The organism is Flavobacterium sp. N502536, from assembly GCF_025947345.1.
Lineage (GTDB): Bacteria > Bacteroidota > Bacteroidia > Flavobacteriales > Flavobacteriaceae > Flavobacterium.
On sequence record NZ_CP110011.1, the window covers coordinates 3,978,784 to 4,003,458 of the forward strand.

The 24,675-nt window shown below is 35.7% G+C and carries 17 protein-coding genes; 7 read left to right on the plus strand and 10 right to left on the minus strand.

The genetic code is table 11. The annotated features are described in order from the left end of the window. Positions 1 to 38: 38 nt before the first annotated feature. Both OLM61_RS16800 and OLM61_RS16805 read right to left on the minus strand, forming a co-directional pair. A complete protein-coding gene (locus OLM61_RS16800; protein WP_264523757.1) occupies positions 39 to 797 on the minus strand; it encodes a LytR/AlgR family response regulator transcription factor in 759 nt (252 codons plus the stop codon). Positions 798 to 1,088: 291 nt separating this feature from the next. Next, positions 1,089 to 2,117 carry an alpha/beta hydrolase gene (locus tag OLM61_RS16805; RefSeq protein ID WP_264523758.1) on the minus strand — a complete coding sequence of 343 codons (1,029 nt, stop codon included), beginning with the start codon at positions 2,115 to 2,117 and terminating at the stop codon, positions 1,089 to 1,091. A 343-nt stretch (positions 2,118 to 2,460) separates the two neighbouring features. Between OLM61_RS16805 and OLM61_RS16810 the strand changes: the two genes are divergently transcribed. The 5 genes from OLM61_RS16810 to OLM61_RS16830 all read left to right on the plus strand — a co-directional run bounded on the left by OLM61_RS16810 (position 2,461) and on the right by OLM61_RS16830 (position 7,659). Continuing rightward, positions 2,461 to 3,306: a LytR/AlgR family response regulator transcription factor gene (locus tag OLM61_RS16810; protein ID WP_264523759.1), complete on the plus strand. Its 846-nt coding sequence runs from the start codon at positions 2,461 to 2,463 to the stop codon at positions 3,304 to 3,306. A 70-nt stretch (positions 3,307 to 3,376) separates the two neighbouring features. After that, positions 3,377 to 4,576 (plus strand): intradiol ring-cleavage dioxygenase, encoded by a 1,200-nt coding sequence (locus tag OLM61_RS16815; RefSeq protein ID WP_264523760.1) that lies wholly within the window; start codon positions 3,377 to 3,379, stop codon positions 4,574 to 4,576. Positions 4,577 to 5,054: 478 nt separating this feature from the next. Next, entirely contained in the window at positions 5,055 to 6,341 is a 1,287-nt protein-coding gene (locus OLM61_RS16820; protein WP_264523761.1) for a sensor histidine kinase, read from the plus strand. Positions 6,342 to 6,353: 12 nt separating this feature from the next. Beyond that, entirely contained in the window at positions 6,354 to 6,785 is a 432-nt protein-coding gene (locus OLM61_RS16825; protein WP_264523762.1) for a response regulator, read from the plus strand. A 115-nt stretch (positions 6,786 to 6,900) separates the two neighbouring features. After that, on the plus strand, positions 6,901 to 7,659 hold the full coding sequence (locus tag OLM61_RS16830; RefSeq protein ID WP_264523763.1) for a HEAT repeat domain-containing protein: 759 nt from the start codon (positions 6,901 to 6,903) through the stop codon (positions 7,657 to 7,659). Positions 7,660 to 7,795: 136 nt separating this feature from the next. Here OLM61_RS16830 and OLM61_RS16835 read toward each other — a convergent pair whose 3' ends face one another. The 5 genes from OLM61_RS16835 to OLM61_RS16855 form a co-directional block, all read right to left on the minus strand. Further along, positions 7,796 to 9,115 carry a RagB/SusD family nutrient uptake outer membrane protein gene (locus tag OLM61_RS16835; RefSeq protein WP_264523764.1) on the minus strand — a complete coding sequence of 440 codons (1,320 nt, stop codon included), beginning with the start codon at positions 9,113 to 9,115 and terminating at the stop codon, positions 7,796 to 7,798. An 11-nt stretch (positions 9,116 to 9,126) separates the two neighbouring features. Then, positions 9,127 to 12,471: a SusC/RagA family TonB-linked outer membrane protein gene (locus OLM61_RS16840; protein WP_264523765.1), complete on the minus strand. Its 3,345-nt coding sequence runs from the start codon at positions 12,469 to 12,471 to the stop codon at positions 9,127 to 9,129. Between the two features lie 22 nt (positions 12,472 to 12,493). Continuing rightward, positions 12,494 to 15,094, minus strand: a complete 2,601-nt coding sequence (locus tag OLM61_RS16845) for a zinc-dependent metalloprotease (protein WP_264523766.1) — start codon at positions 15,092 to 15,094, stop codon at positions 12,494 to 12,496. 105 nt (positions 15,095 to 15,199) lie between these two features. Beyond that, positions 15,200 to 16,762 (minus strand): histidine kinase, encoded by a 1,563-nt coding sequence (locus OLM61_RS16850; RefSeq protein WP_264523767.1) that lies wholly within the window; start codon positions 16,760 to 16,762, stop codon positions 15,200 to 15,202. Positions 16,763 to 17,108: 346 nt separating this feature from the next. Continuing rightward, the gene (locus tag OLM61_RS16855) at positions 17,109 to 17,663 is read right to left on the minus strand and encodes a GNAT family N-acetyltransferase (RefSeq protein ID WP_264523768.1); all 555 of its coding nucleotides are present in this window, start codon (positions 17,661 to 17,663) and stop codon (positions 17,109 to 17,111) included. Between the two features lie 602 nt (positions 17,664 to 18,265). Between OLM61_RS16855 and OLM61_RS16860 the strand changes: the two genes are divergently transcribed. Next, on the plus strand, positions 18,266 to 19,240 hold the full coding sequence (locus OLM61_RS16860; RefSeq protein ID WP_264523769.1) for a ribonucleotide-diphosphate reductase subunit beta: 975 nt from the start codon (positions 18,266 to 18,268) through the stop codon (positions 19,238 to 19,240). Between the two features lie 16 nt (positions 19,241 to 19,256). Continuing rightward, a complete protein-coding gene (locus tag OLM61_RS16865) occupies positions 19,257 to 20,954 on the plus strand; it encodes a ribonucleoside-diphosphate reductase subunit alpha (RefSeq protein ID WP_264523770.1) in 1,698 nt (565 codons plus the stop codon). Between the two features lie 80 nt (positions 20,955 to 21,034). On the opposite strand, the gene OLM61_RS16870 is transcribed toward OLM61_RS16865, so the two are convergent. The 3 genes from OLM61_RS16870 to OLM61_RS16880 all read right to left on the minus strand — a co-directional run bounded on the left by OLM61_RS16870 (position 21,035) and on the right by OLM61_RS16880 (position 24,662). Next, a complete protein-coding gene (locus OLM61_RS16870) occupies positions 21,035 to 21,871 on the minus strand; it encodes a hypothetical protein (RefSeq protein WP_264523771.1) in 837 nt (278 codons plus the stop codon). Between the two features lie 4 nt (positions 21,872 to 21,875). After that, entirely contained in the window at positions 21,876 to 22,460 is a 585-nt protein-coding gene (locus tag OLM61_RS16875; RefSeq protein ID WP_264523772.1) for a hypothetical protein, read from the minus strand. A 987-nt stretch (positions 22,461 to 23,447) separates the two neighbouring features. Continuing rightward, the gene (locus OLM61_RS16880) at positions 23,448 to 24,662 is read right to left on the minus strand and encodes a hypothetical protein (protein WP_264523773.1); all 1,215 of its coding nucleotides are present in this window, start codon (positions 24,660 to 24,662) and stop codon (positions 23,448 to 23,450) included. Between the last annotated feature and the right edge of the window lie 13 nt (positions 24,663 to 24,675).

Genomic DNA, 24,675 nt, shown 5'->3' on the forward strand with positions numbered 1-24,675 from the left:
CCTACTATTTTACTGGCTCGGTTCATAGAATTAAGTTTCTATGAATCGAGCCAGTTTTTGAAGTTATTGATTTCTTTTTTGCTCAAAATGATAGGCTCTGTATCAGGAACAGCAACCTTCAGCAGAATTTCAATTTTCTGACTCGAATGTTTAACTATTTCCTGAATATAGTTTCGGTTGACACTATACTTTCGATTGATTTTAAAGAAAAGAGTCGGATCAAGCTTATCGATGAGGTCTTTTAAATTGTTGTTGTACAAATAGCTGCTGCCAGAATTGGTGTAGATAAACAAGTGTTTTCCGGTGGCGAAAAAATAGGTAATCGAAGTATCATTCACAGAGATCAGTTTGTCTCTGTGATTCACCAAAAAATGATGCTGAATAGGACTTTGGTTTTCAATTTCAACCAGAGATTCAACAATTGAATTGCTGTTAAACGTTTCTTTTATGTTTTTGTATTTGTGTAAAGCCTCCAGTAATTCCTCTTCTTCATAAGGTTTGAGAAGGTAATCGATCGTAAAATGTTTGAAAACTTTGACCGCATAAGAGTCATAAGCAGTAATAAAAATAACGGGACAGGAAACAAGAGTCTGCTCAAAAATATCCAGACTTTTACCATCACCTAAATGGATGTCCATAAAGGCCAGATCAACCGTATTTGCCGTAAAAAAAGCAACAGCATCCTTTACAGATTTTAGTACTGTAATTTCTCTGATCGGAATTATACTTTGTTGCTCTAATATAGATTTCAGATAGCTTGAAGCGAGATGTTCATCTTCAATAACGACTATTTTCATTTCAGTTATTTTTTTGTAAAGTTAAAAAAAAACAGCATGCTGTGTAGCGTTAATGTTGTGTAATGCGCAATGATCAAAGATCGTTGCGCATTTTTTTTTGATTTCTACAGAGGAATTTTACTTCCTCATCCTGATTCAAAATTTCAGATTTATTGGGAGGGAGTTTTTTGGGAATAGCAACATCTTTAAAGCATAAATTCGAAAAAAACTCCCGGATAATATTGTTTTACCACAACAGATTATCCGGGAGTTTTTAAGTTCTGCAACAGCTACGATTGTCAGCAGAAGATGTTATTGCGTTAAAAAGTCTTCGATTGTTTTGGTATATAATTCCGGTTGTTCTGCAAAAATCTGATGTCCTGCATTTGGAATTATTTTGAACTTGCTATTACTAAACAAGTCAAGATATTCTTTCGTGTAGCCCCAATCAATATTATCGCATTGTCCTTTCATTACCAAAACAGGAATTTTGTTGTTTTTCAGTTTTATTCGGGGATCTTTTAAACTACCATAACTAACGCTGGTATTTAAATTACAATAACTACCGGCACCACCTTCTTCTTTCAATACATTTGTTGAGTCGCAAACAAGGCCTTTCGTAAAAACGGTAGCCATATTAGTTAAAAAACCGTCAGCTTCTTTATCAGTAGCCAGCTTTTTTCCAAAAAATCTTGCCCAAATTCCTATAGAAACGTACCTCGGATTAAGCACGATTGGAAGTATTTTTGCATTTGGATTGTATGGTTCTTTTAAATTCAGACTGTCGGGTGCTTTAATTTTTTCTAAGGCTTCATTTGCAGGTTTAATTGCTCCTGGACAAGTAAAAACAATTTTGTCTATTTTGTCTAAATGGTCAGCAGAATATAGTACAGCCAATGCTCCGCCCCAAGATTGCCCAACAAGAATTACTTTTTCGACACCTAATAATTTGATAATTGCTTCAAGGTCGTTTATATGACGTACCGCAGTGTATTCTTTAACTTTTTCTAGTCTTTCTGAAAGTCCACAACCTACTTGGTCATATAAATAGACATCATAACCCGATTCAGAAAGTTTTCCTAATGTTTCAATATTTTTGGTATATACGTATCCTCCGGGACCACCGTGCAAGTAAATAATCGGATAGGGTTTTTTCTCCCCTTTGGCTGCAATGTGTGTGTATGCAATTTTTGAACCAGTAGATAAATTCCAGTATTTGGTAGTGGCACGAGGTGTAATATAAGGCACATCCAATGTGGTCGGAATACATCCTTTAACGATGAATATTGCGAGACAAACTAGAATTGTCCATTTTGTAAATTTGAGTATAATTTTTTTCATCAGAATGCTTTTTTACATTTGCCGCTAACGTTCCCTGGCTTTGTGCAGTTGTTTTTTTGTTCTTTTATGGTGAAGCCAAAAATATACAAAAAGACCATTCCACTATACACGCGGCTCAAAAATTTCTTAGACTCAGCTGGAGCAGACATTGAACGGATAATGTTTTAGATGAGGTGTTTTTATAAAACAACTATGTAACTACTTGAAAAAGAATGTTAAATTGTAAAATTTAATTATTTAGAGACCACCAATAGGTTGTTCGTAATGTATCAGTTGTGTTGTTAATTTACTAAATTTGTGTTTTCATCAGTGGTATAAATAGGTCCTTAAATACTATATTTTGATGTTTCAGTCTGTAACATATCAAATTTTTCAAAGCAAGCAGAAGTCAAATCTTATTATTACTGCTTGTATACTGCTGTTTATTTTTACGAACGTATTATTGGATTATTCGTTTACACAGTTTCAGAATAGTGCATTCTACATTTCGGAATCTTTATTATTCAGTTCGTACTGGGTATTGTTTCTTCCTTTGCTAACGGCTGTTTTAAAGCTGACAAAGAAATCAGAAAATCTGATGATAAGATTACTGGTAATTAGCGCAGCAATTGTACTTCATTTGTTCTCTTATCCTATCTTGGTTTGGATTATTTCAAAAGTGTTCTACTATCACACTTTCTCTTATTGGCAGACTTTCAATTTTGGCCTATCGGCTTATTTTATAAAAACAGTAATCATTTATGGGGTTTCACTATTGGTCGTGGTTTTATGGAATAGAAAAAGTCAGTCCTTACCATTAAAAGAAAAAGTTGATGGACAAACTAACGAGCAAAATTTTATCCGCTCTATTTTAATTTCTGATCGTAATAACAAAAAGCAACTTCTCGAAGTAAAGGATATTCTTTATTTTGCAGCAAACTCACCTTACGTCACTATTTACCATTCTTCAAAAAAGTACTTGCATGCTGAAACGCTGAGGTCTTTAGAAACCCAATTAGACGGGAAACAGTTTGTCCGTATTCATAAATCACATATTGTGAATATAGATAAGATTTCAGCTATCCAGTCCCGACAAAATGGCGATTATGATATTACACTTTTAGAACATACTACTTTAAGGGTAAGTCGTAGTTACGCTAAAAATTTCAAGTCAAAATTTTCAGAGCACAATCAGCTTGCCTTAAAATAAACTCGTCTTACGATATTTCATTTGACAGTCAACTATTTTCAGGCTGATATTTGCAGAAAAAAGCTTTACCATGAAAAAAGTCACCATTTGCAAAACGGTTTTTATAGCCCTGTTATTGAGTAGTTGTAACGGTCAGAATAACCCAAAACCTCAAGTTAAAAATAGTGGAATTGTGGGTGGAGGTTGTGATGGCTGCGAACTGATGTACATAGGAATGACAAAAGAAATTCCTTCCGTTAGTACAAGTCCCGGATGGAGTGAGAAAGGACAAAAGCTTATCGTAACCGGTACCGTTTTTCAATTGGATGGAAAAACAGCTGCGCCAAATGTAATTATTTATTATTGGCAGACGGATAACGACGGCTACTATTCTCCCAAACCGGGGATGAATGAAAGCATTAAACGACACGGACATATTCGGGGCTGGGTTAAAACGGATGCTAACGGAAAATACATGATAAAAACCATTCGTCCGGCACCGTATCCCAACGATGTTTTGCCGGCACATATTCATTTGTCGATCAAAGAACCTGATGTTAAAAAGGAGTATTATACGGATGAGATTAATTTTGATGATGATAAATTACTGATCGCTTATAAAAAGAAGCACCTTCCCGAAAACCGTGGCGGAAGCGGTATTGTAAGGGTTTTGTTAAAAGACAATTTGCAGATCGCAGAACACGATATCGTTTTGGGATTAAACATTCCCAATTATCCAAAGAAAACAACGGCTTTAATTCATTCGGGATTGAATATTGGAGAAGATCAGCCCTCATTTATGCCCTTTCACGCGTTTGGTCCAGACAAAGGAACACAAACCTGTCCCGTTTGCAAATACGGACGTTATCATGGAATTATTTACTTTGTAGGTAACAATCCTGATTGGGAAGCCATAAAAAAATGGCTGTCGTTTTTGGAAAAGGAAAGTGAAAAACGCAGACAGTATCTCAAAGTTTATTTTGTTTATGGAAATAGTAAAAATTATATTAAAAGTAAGCGACAGTTTGAGTTAGAGAACTTGGGGAAGCTGCTTAGGATTAAAAATACAGCTTTAACCTTTGTCCCGTCTTTTTCAGATAAAGTAACAAACGCCCATTTAAATAAAATAAATACAAAAGCAAAAAACACCTTTATCATTTATAAACACAGAAGCATTGTAGATAAATACATCAACCTGGAGCCAACTGATGTAAATTTCAAAATGATTTCGAATGTCTTAGACAAAACACAAGGAGAATATTTTGATTTGAAGGAACCTGAACACGACTAGACCGACCTGTATCTAAATGCGTGGACTCTGAAACATTGAGCTGAACTTGTATTGGATATGAACCATTTTACGAACTGATGATTTTTAACTAACTCATTATTAAATATATTTTACTATGTAGATTGAATTTTTTACCCGATTTTTAGATATATTGTAATAGATAAAATCCTACTTTATCGTTTTTTTTATTAAATTAGCTAAAGCTTTAATGGTATAGTTCGTCAGCTTTTTGTTAAAAATTGCTGTACGATGAGATTACTATTTTACTCATGTACAGTTTTTTTCGCTTTTGAGATATAATAATGGAGTGCAACTATAGCACACCAAAGTCTTTTATCTGAAAGCCATTATTCATTTACTGAAGCGAAGAATTAATGAACATACTAAATAAGCATACAACTGCTTTTCTTGTCCTTTTTTATTCCAGATTGCCTTTACTTTAAAGAGTATCGCAATTCATTACCAAATTGAAAAAAGTATGAAAGAAAAAATCGAAAATCTGGAACAATCTAAGAACATTCAGGAATTTCTTTTGGCAATAAAAAGGAAATCGGATAATTTAATTAATTACTTTCTGGCCGTTTTTTTTATTATAGGTTTATTACTAGCCTTTTGTTATGATACCTGGGAGATTGGCATTGGAGTGGGAGGAATATTACTGATTGCGTATTATTCTTCAAAATTAGCGTTGCCCGAATCCGACTTCTATCAGTATGTTCTTAGTACTGTATTGGGGATTTTCATGTGCCAGTTTATTTATCAGATGCATGGCATGTTTGAGATGCATTTTACGGCATTTGTTGCGAGTGCTATACTGATTACATATCAAAACTGGAAACTGCAAATACCGCTAACATTAGTGGTAATCATTCATCATGCACTATTTGGTTATTTGCAATATATTGGTGTCAGTGGTATTTATTTTACTCAGTTGGATTATATGACACTGCGCACTTTTGTGATTCACATATTGCTGGCTACAACTATTTTTGGTCTTTGCGGATTGTGGGCTTATCAATTTAAAAAGTATAGTGAAGCTCATATTATTCAGACCTTTAAAAAGAGGGAAATTGAAAATCAGGAATTAAAAACGGCAAATTACGAACTGGACCGTTTTGTGTATAGTACCTCACATGATTTACGCGCTCCATTGAATTCTATGCTCGGGCTTATCGAAATAGCCAAGGACGATACTACTGAAGATTTAATGATTGAGCATCTGGAGATGTTAAAAGAAAATGCCGAAAAATTGGATAACTTCATTTGTGATATTCTCGATTATTCCAGAAACTCACGAATGGAAATTGACAAGCAGAATATCAATTTTAAAGAACTTCTGAGCGAGGTAACCCAAAATTTAAAATTCATGGGGGATACCAACAGAAGAGTTGATTTTGGAGTGGATATTAGCGGTGAGGCTACTGTTTATTCCGATAAAAACCGTCTTACTACAATTTTGAACAATCTGATTTCAAATTCGATCCGTTATCAAAATTTTCAGGTTCCAAACCCATTTGTCAATATCAAAATTGATATTTCCAACTTTGAAACAAGTATTATTGTTAAGGACAATGGAATTGGAATTCATGAAGATTTGCATCCGAAAATATTTGACATGTTTTACCGTGTTTCCCGAGAATCGGTTGGTTCAGGACTGGGGCTTTATATTGTAAAAGAAGCAATTTATAAGCTCAATGGAGATATAAAAGTTCAATCTAAAATTGGTCATGGAACCACTTTTACTATTAAAATTCCAAACAAATAAATCCCTTAACCCATGGAACAGACAGAAACACAACCCTCTTTTAAAAAAATCCTTGTAATAGATGACAGTGCTACAGATCGTTATATTGCAAAGCGAATGGCCGAGAAGTATTACTTTGCAGAGGAAATTGTTTTAGAAGAGTTGGCCACAACAGCACTAGAATATTTACGCTCGTTAGAAAACACCCCTGATTTGCTTCCACAATTCATCTTTCTCGATATCAATATGCCTGAAATGAATGGTTTTGAGTTTCTTGAGGAGTATGCGAAATTTTCGGAATCAATCAAATTAAATTGTATCATAATGATGATTACTTCTTCAACCCATCCGGAAGATCTTAAGCGGGCAGAAAGTAATCCCTTAGTGATAGGCTTTCTGAACAAACCCCTTAGTAAAGAGAAGTTTGAATGCATAAAACAGGAGTTTCAATTAAAAAATCATTAAAGATCGAGGAGTGAAAATTAAATTTTATTGGGGTAAGGAATGAAGTATCGGAATGAATTTAATGTATTTTAGTGAAGAAAATGAAAAACAGGAACTAAAATAAACAAATGAAACAATGGGGTTTTATGACTTACCAAAGCAGGAAAGAGAGGAGCTAGTCAGTAGAATAAAAGAGGATATTCATAAGGATTTAAGCAATTCTAAAACTCAAAAAATAAACCAGTACTTTTCAGACGAAGATACTTATATCCGAAAGGCAGCGTACTTATCGATTGGCAGATTGTATTTTGAAAATAAAGAACTGCAGGCTGTTGTTATCGAATGTTTAGAAAATCTATTTGACAGCGAAAATTTCAAGATTCGTCAGACGGTGATCAATTCAGCTGGTGAGATTGGTAAACAGGATTTTGAAATGGTGCAGCGATTTTTTGATAAGGGACTATTTGACCATCATCATTCTCCCAGGAATGCGGTAATTGGCTCGATAAAGAAAATGGGGGAGGTTAACCCAAAACCGGTTTTAGAATGGGCAAGGAAGTTTTTACATCATGAGGACAAAGAAATCCGACGTGAAATTTGTCACGGAATAGAATTGCGGGGCAGAACCCATCCTGAGGATATTTTGCCTTTGTTACAGGAATTGCAGCACGATAAAACAACCAGAGTACGAAAAACTTTAGTTCATGTTTTGGGTCAGATTGCTTACAAAAAAGGCTGTATAGAGACTGTTGTTGCCAATCTGAAAACCTGGGAAAACAAAGAACTGGTAGCCGATGCATTAGAAGAAATTATAGATGTGCATCATCGTTATCGGAATTTTTCGGTTTTAACACAAGAAGAAGCAAGGTCTTATATTGAAGAAAATTACGAATGATTCAGATCATAAAGAACCTAACTATAGCCCAAAAATCAATGAGCCCGATAGTACATCGGGCTCATTAGTATCAAATTGTAAGTATAAAATTTTCTAAAGTTTTGGGGCAACTTTACCTTGAAGTTATTTTAGGGACTTACAATTCTGGATTGTTTAAACGCGCATCCAGAGGGAATGGCAATGTATAACGCGGATCATTTTCAATAAGTGTATAATTTTCTCCGTTTATGGTATGTATGATTTGTTTTTGCGTTGTTCTTCTTAAATCAAACCAGCGATGACCTTCTACAGCAAATTCACGTTGTCTTTCCTGAGCGATAAAATCAAGAAGCTGAGTTTGTGTCATGGCAGCAATCGATAGGCTTAACTGATCAAAAGCCGTAGTTTTATATCTGTTTTTGATGAAAGTGATTACCGTTGTTCTTGCTGTTATCAGATCGTTTAATTGTGCCGATGCTTCTGCTTTTGTCAAATACAATTCAGATGTTCTAAAGGTACATTTTTGAGTAATATCACCACCTTTTCTAAATCTGTATCTGCTTCCGCTTGCCTGATAATACAGCGCAAAACGTAAATCGTTTGTTTTATCATAAACGCCTGTTAAAGTTGGCGCTGCATATGATGTTCCTTTCAAAAGATTAATAAAAGGATCCTCAAGTGCTAATATAGATTCCGGTCCGTTGTAAAGATTAGGTAAGGCAGCAGTAGTGTTTAAGTTGATTAAAGCACTTTTGTATGTCATTGCTTTATCTGCAGCAGCAATAGCTTTTGCCCATTCTTTTCTGTAAAGGAAAATACGGGATTCCATTGCATATAAGGCAGCTTTAGAAAAACGGTAGTTGATACCCGTTGTTTGCGTGTCTAAATTCAATAATCTTTTTGCTTCTTCATTATCAGATAAAATCTGATCGTAAATAACAGCAACACTTTGAGGAACATAAGCTTGCTCTAAATCTATTTTTAAAGCCAACGGAACACCTCTGTCAGTTGCAGCTGTTGCAGCATTGTAAGGTTTACTGAAGATATTTAATAGATCAAAGTAAGCAAATGCTCTTAGAGCGTAAGCTTCTCCTATTAGTTGATCTTTCTCTGCAGAAGGCGCTAATTTTACGGTTGCTTCATTGATGATCACATTGGTATAGAAAATTCTGTTGTACAAAGTAGCATAAGGAAAACTGTTTGTAGTTTTATCAGGATTGGCATCGTTCCAGATATAATGATCTCTGTAGAAAGTAGCATTATCATTAGATTCATCTAAAACCAATTCGTCTGCTCTAATAGTAGATAATGCTTTATGAATAGCAGTTGTAGAGTAGCCACTTGTCATTACTGCTCTATAATCAGTTAAAGTTTCCGGAATTACTTTACCTACTGGCTCAACATCAAGATAATGATCACAGCTTACAGTAGTAATGGCTACGCCGGCAAAGAATATGTATTTTAATATATTTTTCATTTTAAATCAGATTAAAAAGTTAGGTTACATCCTAAAGATATTGATCTTGGGATTGGTTGTGCATAGATATTTCCGAACGTTTCCGGGTCAAAGTAACCTTTATAATCAGAGCTGATTACAAATAAGTTTCTTCCTTCGATACTAAATCTTACACTATCCATAAACAACGTTTTTGTCGCTGTTTTAGGCAATGAATATCCTAAACGAACGCTGCTTAAACGCATATAGCTCATTTCATGAACCCAAGTATCTAAATAGTTGTAAACATTAAGTGGTGCTCCTGCTGGTGAAAACCATTGGTAAGCCATCCATGAATCTCCTGTTCCTGAAGTTGGACTAGTAATTCCAGGTATGTTTGAACCTGTATTAGTAGGTGACCAGGCATTAAGTACATCTGTAGTGTAGTTCTGACCACGATCTAATTGTGTACCATTAAAATTTGGTTTTTCAACAACAGTTTGTTTAAGATTGAAAGTGGTAGCAATAGTAAGATCAAAATTATGAACTTTAAAAGTGTTGATAAAACCACCGGTAAATTTAGGATCTGCATCTCCGACATAAGTAAACAAATCTCTTGTTTCTTCATTCGTAAGTTTTGATTGCGAGAAAACTCCCGGGAAAAAATCTGCATAAGGATCAAAAAGACCAAAAAGAGTTTGCGTGTTTACAGTTTCTCCTTTTTTGTTTACAAATAAAGGGAAACCACTTTCATCAATTCCGTTAGTTTTTAATGCAAATACGGCATTAACAGGTAATCCTTGTCTTGAAGGTAAATAGGTGTTAGATCTTGTCTGGATGCGATCAACAGTACTCTTATTATGAGCAAAATTAATAGTCGTGTTCCATTTAAAGTTCGGACGGTCAATGTTTCTTGTAGACAAAGAAATCTCGTATCCTTTATTCGTTACCTGAGCCCAGTTAGCGTTTGTATATTCAAAACCGTTTTCAACAGGAAGTGATTGTAAGCCAATTAAATCAGTACTTTTTCTTCCGTAAATATCGGTTATAATGTTAATACGGTTGTTGAATAACCCCAGATCCATTCCAAAGTTGGTATTGGTCGTCTTTTCCCATCTTAATTTATCATTTGGAGGAGAAGCTACACTAATAATAGGTTCTGATTGTCCCGGTAAAATAATAGTTGTTTGATTTGTTCCAACGACATACGGAGAAGTATTTTTATCGATATTTCCTTGTAAACCGTAAGACGCACGTAATCTTAAATTAGAAACTATTTCGCTATCTTTTAAGAAATTTTCTTCAGATACTGCCCATGAACCGGAAACTGCCCATAATGGTAAGTATTTGTATTTAGGATCTGCACCAAATAAATCTGAACCGTCGTAACGAACACTTCCAAAGAACGTATATTTTCTGTCATACGTATAAGATGCTGTTGCGAAGAATGATGCAAATGCATTTTCGTTTTCATTCTTTAAATACGTTCTATAGGTTGGATTAGATGCATAATTTTGAGTTGGAAAAACAATTTGAGTTGTAGTCAATGTTTTCGGGTCGAAACCAAAACCTTTTGTATTAATAGCTGTGCTTTTGTTTTTTCTTAACTCATTACCCACCATAAATTCTAACTCATGTTTCCCTCCAAGAGTAGTGTTATAGTTTAACATCGTTTTCCAGTTGTATTGAAAAAAGTCAGTGTTTGAATTTTGAATAATTCCGCCAACAGGAAGGAAATAAGTATAAGCTCCATTTGCAAATACACTTGTTTTTTCTCTTTCTTTTCTTGTAAAGTAAGTGTCTTTACCGGCATATTTTTCAGAAGCATTGTTGTCAAACTGTAAACCAATTTGTGTACTTGCTTTTAATCCTTTTGTAATAGTATAATCAACGTCAAGTAATGCTTTTATAGATCTTGTTGTCAATTCGTAATTAGTATTTTCTCTTTCTTCTAAGTAATTAAAAGGAATATATACACTTCCATTTCCATACCCGGTCATGTCTTTATCATAATTATAACTTCCATCAGCGTTTAATGGAGCTAGATATGGATTTGCGTTTCTGGAGTAATTAGCAGGATTTGTAAAAGTGTCCGTATCTGAAATATAAGATGATTTTCTACTTTGTGTACCAAAAATTCCAACGCCAACACGCAATTTATCAGTTACATCAAAGTTATTTTTTAAGGTAAGGTTGTATCTGTCAAAACCAGTTCCGATAGTAGCTCCTTCTTCGTTGTAAGCTCCTAAAGAGAAATAGTAATCTGATTTTTCTCCACCACCAGATAAACTTAAGGTATATTGTTTGTTGATAGCGCTTCGGTACAATAAATCACCCCAATTGGTATTGATGTTTCTTAAAGCGTTGATTGAGTTTTGTGTTGTTGGACTTAGAGACGAAAAACCTCCCGATCTGTAGGCTCCTAATTCATTAGCCTGTTTAAGAATACGGGAAATTTCTCCGTTACCGTCTCTGTAAGTCAAATCTTCTCTTGAAGCCAGTGAAAGTTCAAGATCTACTTTTTGAGAAGAATTTAAAAGGTTTAATTTAGAAAAATCAGGTTTTTGAGTCACAAAAGTATTGACATTCAAATCTACCTTCATGCTTCCTTTTTTTCCTTTTTTAGTCGTTACCACAATAACACCGTTTGCAGCTCTTGCTCCATAAATGGCAGTTGCAGCAGCATCTTTTAGTATGGTAATATCTTTAATATCTTCAGGATTTAAACCTGCGATAGAAAAATTGTTTAATACGTCGATATTGTCTTTGTCATAGTTTTGAGGAATATCATTTCCTTCTAATGGCAAACCATCCAAAACCCATAACGGATCCTGTGCACCATTAAGAGATGCTGTACCACGAACTCTGATTTTTGCAATGGTTCCCGGAGCTCCCGTTTGTGGTGTTACCGCAACACCCGCAACCTGACCGATTAACATTTGATCTAAACTCGCCACACCGGCTTGTTTGATATTTGCCATTTCAACTTTGGCAACAGCCGAAGTCAATTTTCTTTTTTCGATCTTTTGGTAGCCCGTTACAACAATTTCTTTCAATTCACTAACATCTGATTTTAAAGAAACCGTATATTGGTTTTTATCTGTAATATCAATAGTATAAGGCAGGTAACCCATATAAGTTACTCTTAAAGTCTTGATACTACTGTTTATTTTAAATTCAAAGGCACCGTCAAAATCGGTTACAGTTCCCAGACTGGCACTTTGAATAACTCCTTTTTGTTCTGTATTGTTGGATATGGAAGTGTTTTCGACAAAAACAGTAACTCCCGGTATTGGCAGTCCGTCTTTGGCGTCGAGCACCTTTCCTTTAATAGTCCTTTCCTGCGCGTAACCCGAGAGGGCCAGGAGGAAGCTCAGCATGTAAAATAAATTCTTCATTGGTTGTTTTGGATTATGTTAATTATAGTGTGTTGTTTAGCGCTCTTTCGATACGTTGGATCAGGTCAAAATAATGATTCCTTGTTTCCTGATTTCCAATGTTTCTTTTCGTTTTCAATAGTTGCAGAATCTGATTCAATTCTCCTTTTTTATCAGAAGTCACTTCTGAAACTCTCTTCAGCGAAGACTGATTAATGTTACGTGCCATTTTTGATTCATTCAGATAATCACACAAATGCGGCATGTTTAAGGTTTCGCTCAACTGTATTCCTTTTTTGGAATCTGTTTTCTCAAAAAGTTTATTTGTTGAAACGATCAGGATGTCTACATAATTTTTTTGTGTCATGCGTTCCATAATCGTAAGCGATTTGTTTTGGATCGTAGGTGCAAAAATGTTTTGGTGAATTGTTTTGAACAATTGTGTTACCGTGAATACATTTTCTTTGGCTTCATTACGCTGAAACAATTCGTTTTCGGTCATGCGCAACAAACGATCGTCACTTAACAAGTTGTACAGTATACCGTATTGTAATTCTCTTGCCAAAGTGTACGGAGTGTACTCGTAAGGCCCAAGAGGAGAGTCTTTCAACGGATTTGTTTTGTCGAGGATCGGATTGAAAAACAACCATTCCGGAAGCGAAATACTATTTTTTAGCAAATACGAAACGGCTCTTTTTTGAATTGCTGCCGGAACCGGAATATAACTTGCTTTGTTGTCGCCATGAACCGTTGTATTCAGATAGATTCCTCCAACATTGGTTAATACATGGTAATTGTACAAATTCCACTGACCAATAGCGCCGATGTAAAGTTTCCCTGTTTGGTAGTACGATTCGTCTTTGTCATACGTCCACTCCAGGATTTTACCTACCACTTTTTTAAGGTTTTTAAGCCCGTATTCGCTGGCTTTCATCGCGTCATCCCCTAAGTCTTCAGACTGCGAACGTGGATCGATCGTACTGTCACCGTCTTGTTGCTCTCCGTAGAAATAAATTGGGTCGTCCTGGTGTTTTGTAATCAGATTGTTAAGCGCAGTGTGCTCTTCGTTTTGGTCCGTATACCATTTGTAACCCCATTCGATAGCATATTTATCGTATTCACCAATTTTAGGTGTGATCGCTTCTACATGATCTTCGGGTTGGGCAATATAGTTGTATCGGGCATAATCCATGATTGATGGTGCTGTTCCGCCCATTTTTGCCGTGAATTCTTTTGATCTTAACGATTCTACCGGATAGGCAAATGAAGCCCCCATATTGTGTTTTAAACCAAAAGTGTGTCCTACTTCATGAGAGGAAACAAAACGAATTGCTTCTCCCATATGTTCGTCACTAAACTTGTTTCCTCTGGCTTTCGGATCAATAGCACCCGTTTGAATGCGCATCCAGCTTTGCAGGGAAGTCATGACATTGTGCCACCAGATAATATCCGATTCTATAATTTCACCGCTTCTTGGGTCCACAACTGCAGGTCCCATAGCATTAGATTTTTGCGAAGCCACATAGGTAATCACCGAGTAGCGTACATCGTCGATATCAAAATCGGTATCCTCTGCGGTAGGTTCTTTGGCGATTACGGCATTTTTAAATCCGGCTCTTTCAAAAGCCACCTGCCAGTCGCGAACCCCGTCAATGATATACGAGCGCCATTGTTTTGGTGTCGAAGGATCGATATAATATACAATTGGCTTTTTAGGTTCTACCAGTTCGCCTTTGCGGTATTTTTCGATGTCTTCCTTTTTAGGCTCCAGTCTCCAGCGTGTAATTAATTCTTTTTCCTGCATGGCATGCTGGCTATCGCTGAAGTACCAGTGTTTTTCAGAGAAATACCCCACACGTTTGTCTGCAAAACGCGGCTGCATAGCAACTTTATCCAACAAAATAATATTGGATGTTACCCCAAATGTTACCGAAAGGGCAGGGCCGCCCTCGCTTACCGATGTCGTAAGCTGTGATTTTACTACGATATTTTTTGGAAACGTTTTCACATTTTCGATATACGACAGTTCTGATTTTACAGATCCGCCAAAGCCGATGTTGCTTAATATGTCGTTGAAACTCTTTTGTTTACCGTCAAAAACCTTGTTGGCTTTGATGACAACTGAAGTAGAGTCGTTATTTTTGGTTTCGATATCAAAAACTTCAATAATAGATTCTGAGAAATTACTGTTTACCGAAGCCGTAATAGCATCTCCAACAGGGGAGGATACCTTTGGAACAGAAGATTTTACCCAAACTTTTTTGGCAGTTAAATCTTTATGAAACGTTATAATTTTATTCTCGTAATTCATCCCTTTATTCAATCCGGCATCATTAACAGGTAAGGGAACATTGGAGATTTTATTGACTACTAAAAACTCTCTTTGGAAAAGAGAATCGTTAATTTCTAAGTACAAATCTGTTTTGACCTGAATGGTATTGAAGAGCCCTTTCTTGAAAGTTCCCTTTTTTACAAGATCATCATACTTTTTTCCTTTAGAATCTTTTAATGAATCTTTAACTTGTTCTGTTTTGTCTTCTTTATTCTTTTTATTCTTTTTTTGAGAAACCATAGTGCTGGTACTCAGTACCAGTACTAATAAAACGATATTTTTTAGGTTTATCAACAATGCCTTTTCTCTCATTGAAAGTTAAGTTTAGGTTAATTTTTGGCTAAAAATATTGCAGGGCTAACGTTAAAAAAAACAAAATGGAGTGAGTGGCTTTTTTTCGGGAGTGAATGTTTTGTTTTATCCGATTAAAGGCAAAATGCAAGTAAAATCGCCGTCTTTTTTGAAGACCTTGAAATCGTCTTTAGAATAATATTTGTAAATAATTTCTAAGTATTTGTGACCAAACTTGGATTCTTTTCCGAAGTTTTGCTTTTCGTTTAAATTATTGGTAATAATTACAACGTTTTCTTTAATGTCAATTGTTATTTTTAAAGGGGTTTCTTCAGAAGCTATATTGTGTTTTATGGCGTTTTCCACCGCGATCTGAAAAGCCAGATACGGTACTTTTTTAGCCAGATTATTTTCGTCTTCAATGTGAATTGAAAAAACAAATTCTTCAGTAAATCGGGTTTGCTGCAGAAAAATGTACTTTTCAATAAAAAGCAGTTCTTCTTGTACCGTAACAATATTGTTTGCGGGCGGGCTAATCAGATACCGGTATATCTTAGACAGATTAAGGGTAAATTTTCGTGCGACAGCCGTATTGCTTTCGATAAGCATATAAAGCGAGTTCAGGGAGTTAAACAAAAAGTGTGGATTAATCTGCTCTTTTAATTGTTGTAACTGAATAAGTGCTTTTTCTTTGTTGATCGTTTCATTTTCGATCAGCAGGTTGTTTTTTTCCTGTGCAAGTACTTCTTTTTCCTGAAAGGTTTTGCGTGTAAATAGGGTAAACAGATAAAAGAATACAATTAAAATTGCCGTGGTTACGATGTAAATTAACGAAGCATACTTTTTTACTGTATTAACATCTTCATTTGATATTTTCTCCGCAAAATTAACGCAGACGTACCAGTTGGTTCCTTTAACATTGAGTCGTTTGGTATAACGAACGATGTCCAGCCCTAAATATTCTGAAAGCGCAATGGTTCGGCTAAAGCCATTTTTATCCGTAAAAGTAGTATCACGCGGACGAAGGTTTGTGATTTTGAAAATGTTCTTTTTCAGTAGTTTTACTTCCGGATGGTACAAAATCGTTCCTTTTTTATCGAATACAAAAGCATAATTGAGCGCTTTCTGATCGATAGTAGAGAAATAAGATTGAAGGGCTTGTAAGTCAATATCATACCCGTATCGAATTACCGTGCCATTTGTAGCCGTGTATTTGTAGTAGATGCGCCAGAAAAAGTTTTTATCGTCTTCAACGATGCAGTTGTATTCGCTGAGATTCCCGTTTTGGGCAGCAAAATTCTTTATAGAAGCTTCGAGATTAGGGCTATTCTTGGCGGTTACAAATGTAATGTGCTGGCTGTTAATTTGAAACCAGTTGTTTTTTATCAGGCTGTCATTGGCATGAATGGTACTCAACACTTTTAAATTATCGGATAAGTTGTGCGTATTACTCATCTCGACAACACGTTTTAACTCCTTTTGAGTTTCTAAAAAACGTGACAATTCCTGTGCGAGTACTTCGTGTTTTTTTTGAAAGCCGCGTTCTTCTGTTGCTGTATTTGATTTTTCGGTAATTTCAGTTATAAAGCTGCTTAAAATATAAATCGAAAGCAGTGTAAGAACAATGAAAATGATTCCTAAAATGAAGAAGTTCCTGCCGGAAAAGGTATTTTTAAAAGTAAATTTCAACGATGTAGATTAAAATATAAGGCCCTATTTCAGTCCTTATAACAATAAGTTTTAAATTTTTCAGGGTGCAAATATAAAACTTTTTGATTGATACTGTTCAAGTTAGCAAAAGTTAACAGTATTTTGAAGGGTTCGTTTAGTAAAAATCCTGTTAAGACAAAAAAGTTTCAGGTTTAAGTTTCAAAATAAACGCAAGACCTATAAAAAACAAAGTTCGCAAAGCTAAATTTAAACTTTGCGAACCTTGCGTAAACCTTTGCGAACCTTGCGGTAAAATTAAGTAGTAATTCTATTCTCATTTCAAACCTGAAACCTAAAACCTAAAACTTGAAACCTGAAACAAAACCTACGAAATCTGCAGATGCTCCATCGTTTTTCCCACCAAAGTCTTAGTGCCCACTATTTTAAAGCCTAATTTTAAATACAATTTTTTCGCGCTTGGATTTGCTTCTTCCACCAATAAACCTAAAGTCTGGTGGTTTTGCGTTACATACTCCTCAATTAAAAATTGCAGAAGTTTTGAGCCAATCCCTTTTCCCTGGTGATTTGGACTTACCCCAACCGAATCAATATAAAATTCACCGCTTTGTGTTTCGTCTTCCGGACTAAAATCAGAATTGAAATTCAAACGGACATAATCAACAATCGGTTTTCGTAACGGATGCAACTGAGCCCCATCATAAACAGAGACCGCTCCCACAATTTCGTTTCCATCTTCCGCTACAAAACAGTTTTGATAGGAGTATTGATTATTTTCGGTTTCAACAAAATGAAGCAGGAAATAGTACGCTGTTTTAGGGTTCTTTTCACCGATAAATTTATAGATAATGTCCTCCATTGCCAGCAATAAAAGTGCTGCAATATTTTCTGAATCTTCAATTGTTGCTTTTCTGATAATCATGATAAATGCGTTTAGTCTGCAAAATTACGCCAACTTTTACAGATCAATCATTTTTGCACAAAATTTATACTGAAAAATTGCAGTTTCTTTAATATTTACTAAAATGGTCGGTCGCGCACTGCATATTTGTATTTGTGTTAAGTAGTTTGTTATTAAATGATTAGGTGTGTTTTAAAGTGTGCTTTTTTAATGGGTTAGGCAAAACATAGAAGTTTAGAAACTAAAGCAGTCAGCGTTTTTCTTTTGGGTGTAAATAATCTATATTGTAGTAAAAAGACTAAAATTCAAAGAAGGGTTGTTGATAACTGTTGACCAACTAAAGCCGTTTTTTGCCTCCTTTGCTGTTGATAACTCTATTTAGATTTAGTATAAATAACTGAGATTTCGCCTCTTACCGTTTATTTTCCAACTGTTGATAAAACGCAAAAATGAGGGAAGATTTTGGGGAGCCAAACTGTTGATAATTGCGTCGTTTTTTAACATCAAAAAAGGGATAAAAGAAGATCTCCGGGGTAAATTTGTATTTATAGAAATGTCGTCAAAACCTCCCCAAGTACGAAGCATTTTTATTCAAATTCAGTCAACATTTAATACTTATACATATGTCTATATTTGATAAAAGAATCAATTATAAACCTTTCGAATACCCGGAGGTTTTGCAGTTTACAGAAGCCATAAATAAAGCGTATTGGGTTCATACTGAGGTTGATTTTACTGCTGATACACAGGATTTTCATTCGCATTTGAATGCGGCAGAAAAAACAGCCATTAAAAATAGTTTACTGGCAATTGCACAGATAGAAGTAGCGGTAAAAAGCTTTTGGGGTAATATCTACGAACATTTTCCAAAGCCGGAATTCAATGGACTGGGGACTACCTTTGCCGAATGTGAGTTCAGACATTCTGAGGCTTATTCCCGTTTACTCGAAGTGTTAGGATACAATGATGAATTCGAAAAACTTTTAGACATTCCTGTAATCCGCAAGCGTGTCGATTATCTGTCAGACGTACTTAAGGATACCAAATCGCAGGACAATAAAAAGTATGTCATTTCCCTGATCTTATTTAGTATTCTAATTGAGAATGTGTCGCTTTTTAGTCAGTTTGCAATCTTGTTGTCTTTTACCCGATTCAAAGGATATATGAAAAATGTGAGTAACATTATCGCATGGACTTCTATTGACGAGCAAATTCATGCCAATGGCGGAATTTTTATCGTAAACAAAATCCGTGAAGAATTTCCGGATTATTTCGACGAAGAAACACTAAATCTCGTTCGCGAAACCGTTAAAAATTCGATTGATGTAGAAGCCGATATCTTAGACTGGATTTTTGAAGAGGGAGAGATTGAAACAATCAATAAAACTGATTTGGTTAATTTCATGAAGTTCAGAATAGACGAAAGCCTGGTTCAAATTAATATTCCAACTATTTTTAATGTTGCAGCAGACGATTATAAGGCGATGGCCTGGTTTGAAGAAGAAGTTTTTGCCAACAGTCTGGATGATTTCTTTGCAAAAAGACCAGTAGAATATACCAAACACGACAAAAGCATTACGGCAAACGACCTGTTTTAAAAAGCAAATTACAATTATGAATACAATAGATACAACTTCAGCAAACAGCCTTCCGTTAGGTGAGGCCGATAATAAAATGTGGTGGAAAAACTCTGAAAGTGAGCAAATTTTAAATCGTGGTTATCTTTTAAAAGGAGAAACTGTAGAAGGTGCAATTGACAGAATTTGCACGGCTGCAGCCAGAAGATTATACAAACCCGAATTGAAAGAATCTTTTGTAGAAATGATCGAACGCGGCTGGATGAGTATCAGCTCTCCTGTTTGGGCCAATATGGGAACTGAACGTGGTTTGCCAATTTCGTGTTTTAATGTGCATGTTCCGGATGAGATTGAAGGAATTACACATAAACTGGGAGAAGTGATTATGCAAACCAAAATTGGTGGAGGAACATCGGGATATTTTGGGGAGTTACGTGAAAGAGGAAGCGCTGTTACAGATAACGGTAAGAGTAGTGGGGCGGTAAGTTTTATGAAACTTTTTGATACTACGATGGATACCATTTCTCAGGGCGGGGTACGCCGTGGAGCATTTGCGGCTTATTTAGACGTAGATCACCCGGATATTGAGGAGTTTTTGAAGATTAAGAGTATTGGAAATCCAATTCAGAATTTGTTTACCGGGATCTGTGTACCGGATTACTGGATGCAGGAAATGATTGATGGTGATAACGACAAAAGACAAATCTGGGCTAAGGTATTAGAAAGCCGTCAGCAAAAAGGATTGCCGTATATCTTTTTCAGTGACAACGTAAATAAAAACAAACCACAAGTTTATAAAGACAAAAATTTGCGCATTAATGCCAGTAATTTGTGCAGTGAAATCATGCTGCCTTCAAGCCTTGACGAATCATTTATTTGCTGTCTTTCCTCAATGAATTTGGAGCTTTACGATGAATGGAAAGACACAGAGGCTGTAAAATTAGCGATCTTTTTCCTCGACGCTGTATTGCAGGAATTTATAGAAAAAACAGAAGGCAACTATTACCTTTCGGCAGCCAATCGATTTGCCAAAAGACATCGTGCGCTTGGACTTGGGGTTTTGGGATGGCATTCGTATCTGCAAAAAAACAGAATTCCGTTTGAAGGAATGGAAGCCAAGATGAAAACCACAGAAATTTTTAAACATATTAGTGATAAGGCCGACAAAGCGACTCAGGATCTGGCCCGAATTTATGGCGAACCTGAATTGCTAAAAGGATATGGAAGACGTAATACGACCACTATGGCTATTGCGCCAACAACTTCATCATCGGCTATTTTAGGACAAACTTCGCCTGGTATTGAACCTTTTAGCAGTAATTATTACAAAGCGGGTCTGAGCAAAGGAAATTTTATGCGTAAAAACAAATACCTTAAAATTTTACTCGAAGAAAAAGGACTTGACAATGAAGAGGTTTGGAGAGAGATTATGCTAAATGGCGGAAGCGTACAGCACATGACTCAGTTGACAAAGGAAGAGAAAGATGTTTTTAAAACCTTTAAAGAAATCAGTCAGTTGGAGATTGTACAGCAGGCCGCAATACGTCAGAAATTTGTAGATCAGGGGCAAAGTATCAATTTGAATATCCCTGCCGATTTACCGATTAAAGAAGTAAACCGACTGCTTATTGAAGCCTGGCAGCTTGGAATCAAGAGTTTGTATTACCAACGCAGTCAAAGTGTGTCTAAAGAACTAGTGACAAGTTTGGTAAGCTGCAGCAGCTGCGAATCATAAACAAAAGGCCGGATGTATTTTCCGGCCTTTTCTGTTTGATGTATTTGTTTGATTTTGATTATTTGTGAGGGGATCTTCTTTTAGTTTACCAAGTTTTTAAGGGTAATAAAATAATGGCCGTATTCATTTTTATGATCGGTTACGGTGCATTTGTACGTTTTTAGATTTTTTTGAAGGTGAAAGATGCTTACATTGACTTTAAAAGCGGTATGTACCGGCATTGCTCTGTTTAAAAAAGCCTCTACGTTTTCTATTTCTACCCGAGCTGCTTCAGGATTACCGTAAGGAGTTGCTTTAAAGACATTTTTTAGAATGCATTTGGCAATATATACTGCAGGTACAATTTGATAGTTTTCAAAATGTCCTTTGCATTGATTTCGGGTAAATCCATTTACAGTGACGTTAAATTCATTTTCATTTAAATACTCAAATGAAGTTTCGGGCAGGTTACAGGAGAAAGTATGATCAGTTTCGTCATTGTAATGCGGTTCAAATATTTTCCTGAAGGAAGGTTCGTTGAAAATATAATAATCAACTTCCATTTGAAACAAGGTATTCATGTCGTCTCTAATTTCAATTAAGGACTTTCCTTTTTGATTGTTTTCTAATTGAGGGTTTATTTTGGCCACTAACAATCCGGAAGGTGGTTTATGCGAAATTCTTCTTATTCGGAGCTTTTCTGCCAGAAAATAATTTTTCTCTTCCGTTTTCATTTCTTTTGCCAGGTTCAGACTTCCCATGGTGGTCAGTATTTTAATAAAATCACTAAAATTCTCCCGATCAAAAGACTCAAAGGATTTATGAAGCGGAAACTCAGTAGGATTGTCTTTAATCGTAATTTTGTCGGCATTTTCAAATAAATAGGGCGAAGTCTCCCCAATTAATTCTACTATATTTTTTGTGGGTTGTGATATCATAGTATTAAAGTTGTTTAATGTTATACACCGATTTGATTGTAAAGTCCTCGTTGGTTTGTTCAAACGTATAATCGATCTGACAAGGAATATTTACGATTTCTTTAACCCCTTCTACAAAAGGTAAAAATGTAGGTATGGTAATGTGCTTCTCAATTCCCAACTCCGTTAAAATTTTCAAATAGCGATCGACTCCGGTAAGCTCTACGATTGTATTTTCCGGGCTGTACTTTAGTATTCTGAAGTGGTATTCCGGACTTGAGTTATATATCGTATAAATAACAACCGCGGCAAATGTCCTAGTGTCTTTTTCCAGTGCAGGATGTACCTGAAAAGCCTGCATGGTTTTTAGTTTTCCTAATTCATAGAATAATTTCTTAGAATGCTCGTCCATTTTATCATTTCCAAAAGCGGCGCCAATATTCTTTAATAAAAGGCCATAAAAAGCCGCAGTCACACTCGATAAATTTTGAGTGAGTGTCAATGTGTCTTCCGGAAAAAATGCGTTGACTAAACTTTCTTTTATTTCTTGCGACGGAAAAATATCCCTATTTCTGCTCTCGCCTAAATTTTTAAATAACACTTGTTTCATAGTACTCAATTTTAAGGGGTTAACTTATATTTAATTTGTTAAGAGTGTACTTGTTTGTCGTGATAAATAATAATAAATATGCAGTGGTTTTGTTTTGTAATTATTTGTGTATCATTGTTTTATGTGTGTAAAAATAATATTTTTTCTGTTAAAATTTAAACTATTCAATTTTTTTGCTAATAAAAATATAGGAGGTTTCATTCAAAAACAGCAGACGTTTGCGATGTTGTGTTTTATTTTCAACGGATTAAAATCCGTTGCTATAAAATAAATTGTTCCTTCGGAACTGCTTTTGAGAGTGTTTTTTGTGAGAAGGAAAGGATATAAACCTTTGCGACTTCGCGAGATTTATTCCTCTCACAGATCTGGCAGATTGCTTCGCCTGTTCGCTATTGCTCGGGTAAGCGGATTAATAATCTACATAATCCTTTTAATCTGTGGCAAGAAATGCTGTTTGCCTGTAATTTAGATGTATCGTTCCTACGGAACTTTCGGGTGTTTTGTTTTGTTTTCAACGGATTAAAATCCGTTGTTACAAAATAGACCGTTCCTTCGGAACTGTTTTTGAGGGTGTTTTTGATTAGGGAGATGAGATATTAAAATAATAGGTTTTGATCTTTGACTCTAATAGTGATGCTTGTGTTAAGACCAAAGAATATAAAACCTTTGCGGCTTCGTGACTTCGCGAGATCTATTTATCCCGCAGATCTGGCAGATCAAGCAGATTTATAATCTATGTAATCTTTTTAATCTGTGGCAAAAAACTCCGTGCGTTCGTAATTTACATTTGTCGTTCCTACGGAACTTTCGGCTGTTGTGATTTATTTTCAACGGATTAAAATCCGTTGCTATAAAATATACCCGTTCCTTCGGAACTGTTTTGATGGAACTATTTTTGAAGTTGTCTCTGGATTGGGATATATTTAAAAAGGCTGAAACACTATTGTGATCCAGCCTTTTAATTGAATAAATATTAGAATTTAATGTTTAATGACCTTTGCTGTTTTCAAAGCCCAAAATTGTAATCATATAAGGCGTACTCGAAACCTTTATTTTTTTAGCAATTGCCATAGTAGACAAATTCAGTTGCAGTAATTCTCCCGTAGAAGGAGAGGTAAGGTAAGCAAAGTTCTCTGTTAGCTGAATTTGTGGTTTTAAAGCCGCATCAGAAGCGGTTTCAACAATAACTTTTCCTTCTTTTTCCAGTTGCAGACTGGTAAGATTGTAGAGTTTGAATTCACCCGAATGTAGCAGAATTCCCAGTTTAGTGGCATTGAAACTTACTTTGCATTGCATAATAGTCGTATTTTGCAAGATAGGTTTAATGGTTTCGCTCGCCACATCAATAAGATAAGCTCCTTTTGCAGCGGTATAACCCACAAATTTTCCTTTGGCTTTGGTTTCTAAAATAGTTCCAAACCAGGCAGTTCCAAAGTCAGCAGGAAGCGCAATAAGTTTTTGTTTTCCGGTACTTTCCACTACAAGCACACCGCTTGCCGATCCAAAAACGGCATAAGTTCCGTCTGAAGCATTTCCGTGAATTCCTTTGGTCGTAACAGTTGCATTAAAAAGGGTTTTACCCGAATTATCGATGATTTTTACTTTCTCAGGAAGCGTCCCTGCTACCGAATTGTCTTTTTCGGTAATGGCGTAAGTTCCGTTTGAAAAAGTTGCCATAGCACCATGATGGGCCAATAAACCTGCATTTATAATTTTAAATTTAGCTCCTGCAGTATTGACTTCAGATTCTTTAGCGACAGCCAGTGTTCCGTCTCCGTCATTAAAAGTCATCAGTTCTCCGCTTTTGCTCTTGAAATGGGTTGGCATAGGCGCCTGACCAATTAAGGCACCAAATTTCGGGATTCCGTCTACATCCACATGATCGCCATGACCTTCAAAACCGCTGTCGAAAGTTTCAACCGTATTACTGGCTCTGTGAATGATTCCTGCATATCGTTTAGATTCTGTGGTGTATAGCGTAGATTTTGCAAATTTAGCATTAAAAGAGCTTGTTTTAGCCTCGACCGGATCGACCAGTGTGATCTCGGTTGTTTTTTCATCAGAAAGTAAAATTCTTAAGAATTTATACTCGGTTAAAGCCTCTTTAGGAGCTTCAGGAGTATTGTCGTCGTCGTTGCTACAAGAGAGTATAGTGGTAGATAAGGCGAATAGGAAAATGAGTTTGTAATACTTGTTTTTCATGGTAAAGGTATAT

Coding starts and splice junctions, on each gene's coding strand:
- OLM61_RS16800 (WP_264523757.1), bottom strand. CDS start 797: ATGAAAATAGTCGTTATTGAAGATGAACATCTCGCTTCAAGCTATCTG.
- OLM61_RS16805 (WP_264523758.1), bottom strand. CDS start 2,117: ATGAAAAAAATTATACTCAAATTTACAAAATGGACAATTCTAGTTTGT.
- OLM61_RS16810 (WP_264523759.1), top strand. CDS start 2,461: ATGTTTCAGTCTGTAACATATCAAATTTTTCAAAGCAAGCAGAAGTCA.
- OLM61_RS16815 (WP_264523760.1), top strand. CDS start 3,377: ATGAAAAAAGTCACCATTTGCAAAACGGTTTTTATAGCCCTGTTATTG.
- OLM61_RS16820 (WP_264523761.1), top strand. CDS start 5,055: ATGAAAGAAAAAATCGAAAATCTGGAACAATCTAAGAACATTCAGGAA.
- OLM61_RS16825 (WP_264523762.1), top strand. CDS start 6,354: ATGGAACAGACAGAAACACAACCCTCTTTTAAAAAAATCCTTGTAATA.
- OLM61_RS16830 (WP_264523763.1), top strand. CDS start 6,901: ATGGGGTTTTATGACTTACCAAAGCAGGAAAGAGAGGAGCTAGTCAGT.
- OLM61_RS16835 (WP_264523764.1), bottom strand. CDS start 9,115: ATGAAAAATATATTAAAATACATATTCTTTGCCGGCGTAGCCATTACT.
- OLM61_RS16840 (WP_264523765.1), bottom strand. CDS start 12,471: ATGAAGAATTTATTTTACATGCTGAGCTTCCTCCTGGCCCTCTCGGGT.
- OLM61_RS16845 (WP_264523766.1), bottom strand. CDS start 15,094: ATGAGAGAAAAGGCATTGTTGATAAACCTAAAAAATATCGTTTTATTA.
- OLM61_RS16855 (WP_264523768.1), bottom strand. CDS start 17,663: ATGATTATCAGAAAAGCAACAATTGAAGATTCAGAAAATATTGCAGCA.
- OLM61_RS16860 (WP_264523769.1), top strand. CDS start 18,266: ATGTCTATATTTGATAAAAGAATCAATTATAAACCTTTCGAATACCCG.
- OLM61_RS16865 (WP_264523770.1), top strand. CDS start 19,257: ATGAATACAATAGATACAACTTCAGCAAACAGCCTTCCGTTAGGTGAG.
- OLM61_RS16870 (WP_264523771.1), bottom strand. CDS start 21,871: ATGATATCACAACCCACAAAAAATATAGTAGAATTAATTGGGGAGACT.
- OLM61_RS16875 (WP_264523772.1), bottom strand. CDS start 22,460: ATGAAACAAGTGTTATTTAAAAATTTAGGCGAGAGCAGAAATAGGGAT.
- OLM61_RS16880 (WP_264523773.1), bottom strand. CDS start 24,662: ATGAAAAACAAGTATTACAAACTCATTTTCCTATTCGCCTTATCTACC.